This is a genomic window from Enterobacter sp. CM29, from assembly GCF_013179605.1.
GTDB lineage: Bacteria > Pseudomonadota > Gammaproteobacteria > Enterobacterales > Enterobacteriaceae > Enterobacter > Enterobacter intestinihominis.
In genome coordinates this window covers 1-9,179 of record NZ_JABMCU010000181.1, presented here as the reverse complement: position 1 = coordinate 9,179, position 9,179 = coordinate 1, and the positions used below count along the sequence as shown (strand labels likewise).

The window sequence follows — 9,179 nt, the reverse complement described above, 5'->3', positions numbered from 1 at the left end:
GAAACCCGCTTCTATCAGATCCTGGCGCAGGTGTTACGTCGCTATATGGCCGCCCATCCGGATCTTGCGGCGCGCTTCGCGAAGTTCGACCTGTTTAAGCCGCAGATTATTCGCGTGATCCTCAACCCGGTCAAACTGACCTTCTCTGAACACGATGGCGGCAGCCGCATGCTGCCGAACTACGTCTGCGATCTTGATAACCCTCTTTTTCTGGTCTCCCAGGAGTCAGCGCAATGAAAACCTATGATTTCATCGGCATTGGTATCGGTCCGTTCAACCTCAGTATTGCCGCGCTGGCAGAGGGGCTGGACGGTTTTAGCTCGCTGTTTCTTGAACGCAAGCCGCACTTCTCCTGGCACCCGGGAATGATGGTACCGGACTGCCATATGCAGACCAGCTTCCTGAAGGATCTTGTCAGCGCCGTGGAGCCAACCAACCGCCACAGCTTCCTGAACTACCTGGTACAGCGCAAAAAGTTCTACCGTTTCCTCACTACCGAGCAGCGCACCGTCTCGCGCGAGGAGTTTGCCGACTACCTGTGCTGGGCGGCGGATAACCTGACTAATCTGGCCTTCAGCCAGCAGGTGCAGCAGGTCAGCTTTGATGAGCAAAACGGTCTGTTTGAGGTCGTGACCCAGCGGGATCGCTTCCTGGCGCGCCACGTCTGCGTGGGGATTGGGAAGCAGATCAATCTTCCTGACTGCGTTACCGCGCAGGACGACACCTGCTTCCATGCCAGCGAAATGATGCTGCGCACGCCGGATTTAGCAGGCAAGCGCGTCACCGTCGTCGGCGGCGGCCAGAGCGGTGCGGATCTGTTTTTGAATATCTTCCGTGGGGAATGGGGCCAGCCGCTGAGCCTCAACTGGATCTCGCGTCGCAACAACTACAACGCGCTGGATGAAGCCGCGTTTGCTAACGAATATTTCACGCCGGAGTATGTGGACAGCTTCTCCACCCTCGGTAACGACGCCCGTCGCCAGATGTTGCAGGAGCAGAAGATGACCTCCGACGGGATCACCACGGAGTCGCTGCTGGCCATCTATCGTGCCATGTATCACCGCTTCGAAGTGCTGCGGGAAAAACCCTGGGCGCACCTGATGCCGTCCCGCTCGGTGACGGCGCTGACGCGCCAGGAGAACGGGCAGCGCCTGAGCATCCAGCATCACCTGGACGGCGGGCGCGAACAGCTTGAAAGCGATGTGGTGATTTTCGCCACCGGCTACCGCGCCGTGCAGCCCGCGTTTCTCGCCCCGCTCTCTTCCCGACTGCGTCTGGATGAGGATGAAGCCTTCTGCATCAACAACGATTTTACCCTTGAATGGGACGGCCCGCAGAGCAACCGCCTGTTTGCCGTCAATGCCGGGATGCACCGTCTCGGTATTGCCGAACCCCAGCTCAGCCTGATGGCCTGGCGCGCGGCGCGAATTCTGAATCGCGCTCACGATGACGAGCCGTTTGAACTGGCAACCACCCCCGGCGTGATCCACTGGCGGAGCACCACCAGCCCGGAGAGCAGCCAGGTTTTTAAATCATTAATGAAGACCACCGAGTACTGACACACACATTCAGGATCAACATAACAATGAAACGTTCTCATCTTTGGGTTTTAAATCCGTGCTTGCTTGCCATGCTTTCTACCTCTGCGTGGGCGGAAGAACAAAAGGAAGAAGATATTGTGGTTTCTGCCAGCCGGGCACATCGCAGCGTGGCAGAGATGGCGCAAACCACCTGGGTTATAGAGCGGGCGGAAATTGAGCAGCAGGTTCAGGGCGGGAAAGAGATTAAAGAGGTGCTGGCCCAGCTGATCCCCGGCATGGACGTCAGCAGCCAGGGACGTACCAACTACGGCATGAACCTGCGCGGTCGCTCCATGATGGTGATGGTGGACGGCGTACGTCTGAACTCGTCTCGCAGCGACAGCCGCCAGCTCGACTCTATCGATCCGTTCAACATTGACCGTATCGAAGTCATTTCCGGCGCCACCTCGCTGTACGGCGGCGGCAGTACCGGCGGGCTGGTGAACATCGTCACCAAAAAAGGCCAGCCGGAGACCGAAGTGGAGTTCCAGACCGGGGCAAAAAGCGGATTTAACAGCCATAACGACCATGATGAGAACGTCTCAGCAGCCGTGAGCGGCGGCAACGACAATGCCTCTGGACGTCTGTCGGTCTCCTATCAGCGCTACGGCGGCTGGTATGACGGCAACGGCGACGAGGTGATTATCGATAACACCCAGACCGGCTTGCAGTATTCCGACCGTATCGACGTGATGGGAACGGGCACCATTAACATCGACGATCATCAGCAGCTCCAGTTAACCACCCAGTACTACAAGAGCGAATCCGACGGCAAGCACGGCCTGTTCCTCGGAGATAATTTCGCTGCGGTCACGGGCGATGCCAAAGCCTATAACAAAGACAACCTGGACTCTGACCGTATCCCGGGCACAGAGCGTCACCTGATCAACCTGCAGTACTCGAACACCGACTTCTGGGGGCAGGATCTGGTTGCGCAGATTTACTACCGTGATGAGAGCCTGACCTACTACCCGTTCCCGACGCTGAGCAAAGGCGCGGTGACCAGCATTGGCGCGTCCCAGCAGAAAACCGATTTTTACGGCGGCAAGCTGACGCTGAACAGCAAGCCGATGGATGACCTGACCCTCACCTGGGGTGTGGATGCCGATCACGAAACGTTCGACGCCAACCAGCAGTTCTTCGACTTAAGCAAAGCAGCGGCGAGCGGCGGCATGGAGCTGGACAACGCCTACAACGTGGGCCGTTACCCGGGATACAGCATTACCAACCTCGCGCCGTTCCTGCAAGCCAGCTATGACATTGACGCTATCACCCTGAGCGGCGGCGTGCGCTACCAGTACACCGAAAACAAGGTGGACGATTTTGTCGGTTACGCCCAGCAGCAGGCAATCGCCACGGGCAAAGCCACCTCCGCTGACGCGGTGCCGGGCGGGAAAACCGACTACAACAACTTCCTGTTTAACGCCGGGATCCTTGGACGTCTGACCGAACAGCAACAGCTGTGGTTTAACTTCTCCCAGGGCTTCGAAATTCCGGACCTGGCGAAGTACTACGGCTCCGGCACCTATCAGCTGGTCGATGGTCACTATCGCCTGCAAAACAGCGTGAACGTGAACGACTCAACGCTGGACGGTATTAAGGTCAATGCTTACGAGCTGGGCTGGCGCTTCACCGGCGATAACCTGCGTACCCAGGTGGCGGCCTACTACTCGCTCTCGGATAAAACCATCACCATCAACAAGAGCGACATGACCATCAACCTGGAAGACGACAAACGTCGTATCTACGGGATTGAAGGCCAGGTGGATTATTTCTTCACCGACAGCGACTGGAGCACCGGGGCGAACTTTAACGCCATCAAGTCCGAAACGCGTGAAAACGGGAAATGGGAGAAGCTGACGGTCGACAGCGCCAGCCCGTCGAAAGCCAGCGCATGGGTGAACTGGGCGCCGGGCGACTGGGCCCTGCGCGTGCAGAGCACACAAACCTTCGACGTGTCTGACGCCGACGGTAAGAAGATCGATGGCTATAACACCGTTGATTTCCTGGGCAGCTACGCCCTGCCGGTGGGCAAAGTCAGCTTCAGCGTGGAGAACCTGCTGGACAAAGACTACACCACCGCCTGGGGCCAGCGCGCACCGGGGCTGTATAGTCCAACCTACGGTGCACCGGGTCTTTATACTTATAAAGGCCGTGGCCGTACGTTTGGTCTGAACTACTCCGTTCTGTTCTGATCCTGCGCGCCGCCTGCTTGCGGGCGGCGCGATTTGCTGTGCAATTTGAAAGCAAATTTGCTATTAAATCATCGGTTTGCTGAAATTGTCGGCAAACGAACAAAAACGGTGTTTTCCCCTTTGACAAGGCGCACTGAGGTCGATAATATGCGCCTCGTTCACACGATTCCTCTGTAGTTCAGTCGGTAGAACGGCGGACTGTTAATCCGTATGTCACTGGTTCGAGTCCAGTCAGAGGAGCCAAATTTGAAAAGCCTGCTTTTAAAGCAGGCTTTTTGCTTTTGTGGGTTCGGTAAATTTGCCGGGTGGCGGCTGCGCCTTACCCGGCCTACTGATTAGCGACTAAATCTGATAATCAATCGCCACCTCTTCCGGCTCCATCACCTGGCGTTTGATCTCATCCACCGACAGCCCCGCGTTGCATAGCTCAATAAAACGCCACACGTAGTTACGCTGAAGCTGCCCGCGCTTTAGCCCCAGCCAGACGGTATTCGCATCGAACAGGTGACGCGTATCCAGGCGCACCAGATTTCCGGCTTCATATTCTCCGCCAGACTGCTCGGCCACCAGGCCAATCCCCAGCCCTAACTCGACGTAGGTTTTGATCACGTCGGAATCCTGCGCGCTCAGCACCACGTCCGGTGTGAGCCCTTTACGCTTGAACGCTTCATCAATGCGCGAGCGTCCGGTAATGCCCTGCCGGTAGGTAATCAGCGGCCATTTGACGATCTCTTCCAGCGTCAAGGGCGAAACCTGATTCAGCGGGTGATCGGCGGGTAACAGCAGGCTGTGATGCCAGCGGAACCACGGGAACGCCACCAGCAGCGGGTCGTTGCTCAGCCGTTCACTGGCGATACCAATATCTGCCCCACCGTTATGCAGCAGCACTTCGATTTCCTGCGGCGTGCCCTGGATCAGTTCCAGACGTACGTCCGGGAAGATCTCTCGAAATGCTTTGATAACGGTCGGAAGACTGTAGCGCGCCTGCGTATGGGTGGTGGCGATTGTCAGCACACCTGAAGCGTCGTTGGTAAAGAGATCTGCCAGCCGACGAACGTTGCTGGCCTCGTTGAGAATGCGCTCAGCGATGGTCAGCAATGCCTTGCCTGGCTCCGTCATGCCCAGCAGGCGCTTGCCGCGACGGATAAAAATCTCAATGCCTAACTCCTCCTCAAGCTCGCGGATATGTCGGCTGACGCCTGACTGGGAGGTGTAAAGCATGTTGGCGACCTCGGTCAGGTTGTAATCCCGCCTGGCCGCCTCACGAATAATTTTAAGTTGCTGGAAATTCACGATTCACTCCGGCGCATCTGACATAAGGCTATTGTTAGAGTCAGCCGGGCTGGAGAACAAATAATAAAAACCAGCATCTTATGCTTATTTGGAATATCAGCTGACCAGTTGCAGCTCGCGATTTTCCAGCGACGGCTTACTGACCAGAGACATCAGGATCTCTTTCACCGCCTGCGCCTGCGGTGACAGGGAGCCGCGCGCGGACATATTCAACGACAGCGGTAAGCTCATGGATGGCGTGGTGATGCGGGCCATCCAGCCATTCGCCGCGCTGCACAGTGAACGTGCGGCAGACTCGGGCAGTACCGTTACCCCCATGCCGCTGGCAATGGCGGCAGTCAGCGTGGAGATGGAATCAATCTCACCGATAATCTTCGCCGTCAGACGGCGCAGCGAGAACGCTTCGTCAACGCGAACGCGCACGGCGCTGTAGTCGCGCGGCAGGAACAGGTTCATCTCTGCCACGGCGGTTAAATCAATGCTCTGGCCGGGGCAATCACGGGTCCCGACCAGATAAAGATCTTCCTTCAGCAGCGGCTGGCTGGTGATCCCGGCAACCGGTGAGCGATCGTACAGCACCGCCATATCCAGCTGACCGTTGAGCAGTTTGTCATTGAGCACGGAACCACTGTTCTCATGCAGATAAACCAGCACTTCCGGTAGCTCCGCGCGCACCGCCTGAAGCAGCGGCATGGTTACCGACGATGCGGCCGTTCCCGGCGCCAGGCCGATGGAGACATTCCCGCTCAGGGTCTGACCTACGTTGTGCACGGCCAGTTGCGCCTGTTCGCACTGACGCAGGATCGTACGGGCATGGGTATATAAAATTTTTCCCGCTTCGGTAGGCGTTACGCCGCGCTTGGTGCGGATCAACAGTTGCTGGTCCATTTCGCCTTCCAGAGTCGCGACCTGCTGGCTCAGCGCAGGCTGCGCGATATGCAGCACTTCAGCCGCCTGGGTCAGGCTGCCGATATCGACGATTTTTACGAAGTATTTCAGTCGTCTTAAGTTCATGTTGCCCCCTGTTCGAAAATAGCGTGCCGGTAACGGCTGTGTTGTTAAACAGGTTTTGCAATATGGATGCCAGGTTTTGGCAGCGAATAAATATGTTTGCTAAGCGGCTGAAAATAAGGAAAGCCAATCGCTGGTGCCTGTTTTCAGACAGTGACAACGGATTCCGATCTGCCCCATTCGGGGTATATCTGCACAATAATGGTGCATTCCGTTGGCAAAAACGTCAGTTTGCTGTTTTTGTCAGCAAACAGTCTAAAGTCGGCGATCCATCCTTTGACAAGGCGTACGCAGGTCGATAATATGCGCCCCGTTCACACGATTCCTCTGTAGTTCAGTCGGTAGAACGGCGGACTGTTAATCCGTATGTCACTGGTTCGAGTCCAGTCAGAGGAGCCAAATTTGAAAAGCCTGCTTTTAAGCAGGCTTTTTGCTTTTCTGCGTTTGGTAAGTTTGTCGGGTGGCGCTCCGCTTATCCGACCTACGGTCCTGTAGGCCCGGTAAGCGCAACGCCACCGGGCATTGCAAGCCTCACCGGCATCCCCGACCGCCGTTCCAGCTCAGCGCCCGCCCCTTCACTTATCAGCTGCGTCCTTTGCGCGGCCGAAATGGGCAGCGGCACTTTTCGGGTTGATTCAAATTCCGCGCGATTGCGTGAAAGCGGCTCGTGAACCTCTACCCAGCGGCTACCATCCGGCTCGGTGGTCATTTTTACGGGCTGATCAATAAGCTGTACCCGCGTCCCCACCGAAACGTTATCGAACAGGTATTTGATATCGTTATTACGCAGGCGAATGCAGCCCTGGCTGACGCGCAGGCCAATGCCGAAATTTGAGTTGGTACCGTGGATCGCGTACAGCCTGCCGATATAAAGGGCATACAGCCCCATCGGGTTATCCGGCCCGGCGGGCACGAACGCGGGCAACGTTTTCCCCTCTTTCGCGTAAGCGCGTCGCGTGTTTGGTGTGGGTGACCAGGTTGGGCCTTCCTGCTTGCGTTCAATGGCGGTTACCCAGTTACGCGGCGTTTCGCGCCCGGCCTGACCGATGCCAATAGGCAGCACCTCAACCGTGTTGCTGCCGGGTGGATAATAGTAAAGACGCATTTCCGCGACGTTCACCACAATCCCTTCACGCACGGTTAGCGGCAGAATAAGCTGCTGCGGCACCACCAGCGCTGTACCGGCACGTGGTAAAAACGGATCTACCCCCGGGTTAGCTTCCAGCATATTGCTTAACCCTTGCCCGTGCTGCGCTGCAAACGCTTCGAGCGGCAGGGTATTGCCTTCAGGTACGGTGACAGTTATCGGCGCTCCCACCAGGCGGCTCCCCTCGGGTGGGAGTGGGTAGGTTACAGCAGATGCAGCGGGAACCAGTATACAAAGCGTAAAAACAAACGCGGCAAATCGAATCATAGTGTTCTGTACTCGGTCAAAGAGAAAGCCTGCCGGTGGGCAGGCTTAGCCTACTCATTCAGTTAACCTTTCGTCGTGCGCCATCTCCGGGTAAGGACTTTTTCCGCTTCCACAATCATGAACATTGCGAACCCGATCAGGAAGGTAATGATCCAGTAGCGGAACGGCAGCGCTTCGGTACCGAACAACATCTGCATAAATGGCGCATAGACGATCAGAAGCTGAAGGGCCAGAAGTACGCCGCTCACGATCCATATGCCCTTGTTAGCCAGCAGACCTTTACTCAGGGAGAAGCCATCGGTGACGCGGCAGTTGAGCATGTAAAACCACTGGGCAGTGACCAGCGTTTGCAGCAACACGGTGCGGATGAACTCCGCCGAGTAACCGCGCGGTTGCAGCCAGGCCTCCAGCACAAAGGCGCTGATGGCAATCATCAGGCCGACAAACACCACACGCCAGATGGCGTAACCGTCCATCACGTGCAGGTTAGACTTACGCGGCGGCCGGTTCATGATGTCCTTCTCACCCGCTTCAAACGCCAGACCAAACGACAGCGTTGCCGAGGTTGCCATGTTCATCCACAGGATCAGTACCGGTGTTAACGGGATAAGGTTCCCCGCCAGCAGGGCAATAATGATCAGCAGGGCCTGGGCGATGTTGCTCGGGATAACGAACAGAATGGTCTTTTTCAGGTTGTCGTAGACCCGACGCCCTTCATGGACCGCCCGGGCAATGGTGGCAAAGTTATCATCCGTTAACACCATATCGGCGGCTTCTTTGGTGACTTCAGTACCTTTGATCCCCATCGCGATGCCGACATCCGCCCGCTTCAACGCAGGCGCATCGTTCACGCCGTCCCCGGTCATCCCGACCACTTCCTGCTTACTTTGCAGCGCCTGCACCAGACGGAATTTATCTTCCGGGCTGGTTCGGGCAAAGATATCGTATTTTTGCGCCGCCTCGCTCAGCTGGTGGTCGTCCATCGCCTCCAGTTCGCGCCCGGTAATGGCGCTCGCCGCGTTGCCAATACCCAGCATCTGACCAATGCTCATCGCCGTTTGTGGATGATCCCCGGTAATCATTTTCACGCGAATGCCCGCCTGCAAGCAGTCGGCAATGGCCGAAATGGCTTCCGGGCGCGGGGGATCCATCATGCCCGCAATGCCGAGCAGTATGACCCCCTCTTGCAGATCCGCATGTGTCAGCTCGCGCTGCCCGCTGGCGGCCGGTTTCCAGGCCGCAGCCACCATGCGCAATCCTTCGCGCGCATACTCTTCAATCTTCTCTTCCCAATAGTGCAGGTTGAACGGCTCCAGCCCGTTTTGAGTCTGCTGGTGCTGGCAAAGACGGAAAAGGACGTCCGGCGCACCGGTGATTAACATCACCTCTTCGTCGCCCAGGCGATAAAGGGTGGACATGTATTTATATTGCGAATCGAATGGGATTTTACTGCGCAATTCGGCGTCAATTGGCGGAAGCGGGATTTTTGCCGCCAGCACCTTCAGCGCGCCTTCGGTGGGCCCGCCGGTGATTTTCCATAGCCCCTGCTCATCTTTGATCAGCTGGCTGTCATTACAGAGATCGACGGTGCGCAGATAGCGCTCCAGCACAGACCCCTGGGTCACGGTTACCGGTGTTGGATCGTCAACAGGGTGAATATTGCCCACCGGCTCGTAGCTGTCTCCC

The 9,179-nt window shown here is 56.9% G+C and carries 7 protein-coding genes and 2 tRNA genes; 5 read left to right on the top strand and 4 right to left on the bottom strand.

Annotated features, from left to right (window positions below; genetic code table 11):
• From HP459_RS18455 to HP459_RS18440, 4 genes are all read left to right on the top strand, one after another.
• Positions 1–237 (top strand): ferric iron reductase (locus HP459_RS18455; RefSeq protein WP_216661697.1); only part of this gene is annotated, 237 nt, incomplete at its 5' end.
• Positions 234–1,559: a lysine N(6)-hydroxylase/L-ornithine N(5)-oxygenase family protein gene (locus tag HP459_RS18450; RefSeq protein WP_171936612.1), complete on the top strand. Its 1,326-nt coding sequence runs from the start codon at positions 234–236 to the stop codon at positions 1,557–1,559. The genes HP459_RS18455 and HP459_RS18450, both read left to right, overlap by 4 nt.
• Before the next feature lie 26 nt (positions 1,560–1,585).
• Complete coding sequence (locus HP459_RS18445; RefSeq protein WP_045308607.1) at positions 1,586–3,775, top strand: TonB-dependent siderophore receptor; 2,190 nt, start codon at positions 1,586–1,588, stop codon at positions 3,773–3,775.
• A gap of 167 nt (positions 3,776–3,942) precedes the next feature.
• Positions 3,943–4,018, top strand: a tRNA-Asn gene (locus HP459_RS18440).
• Between the two features lie 99 nt (positions 4,019–4,117).
• On the opposite strand, the gene cbl is transcribed toward HP459_RS18440, so the two are convergent.
• Positions 4,118–5,068, bottom strand: coding sequence for an HTH-type transcriptional regulator Cbl (cbl, locus tag HP459_RS18435; protein WP_003859532.1), 951 nt, complete (start codon positions 5,066–5,068; stop codon positions 4,118–4,120).
• Positions 5,069–5,164: 96 nt separating this feature from the next.
• Complete coding sequence (nac, locus tag HP459_RS18430) at positions 5,165–6,082, bottom strand: nitrogen assimilation transcriptional regulator NAC (protein ID WP_022648585.1); 918 nt, start codon at positions 6,080–6,082, stop codon at positions 5,165–5,167.
• Positions 6,083–6,402: 320 nt separating this feature from the next.
• Here nac and HP459_RS18425 point away from each other — a divergent pair.
• A tRNA-Asn gene (locus tag HP459_RS18425) sits at positions 6,403–6,478 on the top strand.
• 82 nt (positions 6,479–6,560) lie between these two features.
• On the opposite strand, the gene ldtA is transcribed toward HP459_RS18425, so the two are convergent.
• Complete coding sequence (ldtA, locus tag HP459_RS18420) at positions 6,561–7,493, bottom strand: L,D-transpeptidase (protein ID WP_171936611.1); 933 nt, start codon at positions 7,491–7,493, stop codon at positions 6,561–6,563.
• A 62-nt stretch (positions 7,494–7,555) separates the two neighbouring features.
• The coding region (locus HP459_RS18415) for an HAD-IC family P-type ATPase (RefSeq protein WP_171936610.1) at positions 7,556–9,179 on the bottom strand (1,624 nt) is incomplete at its 5' end.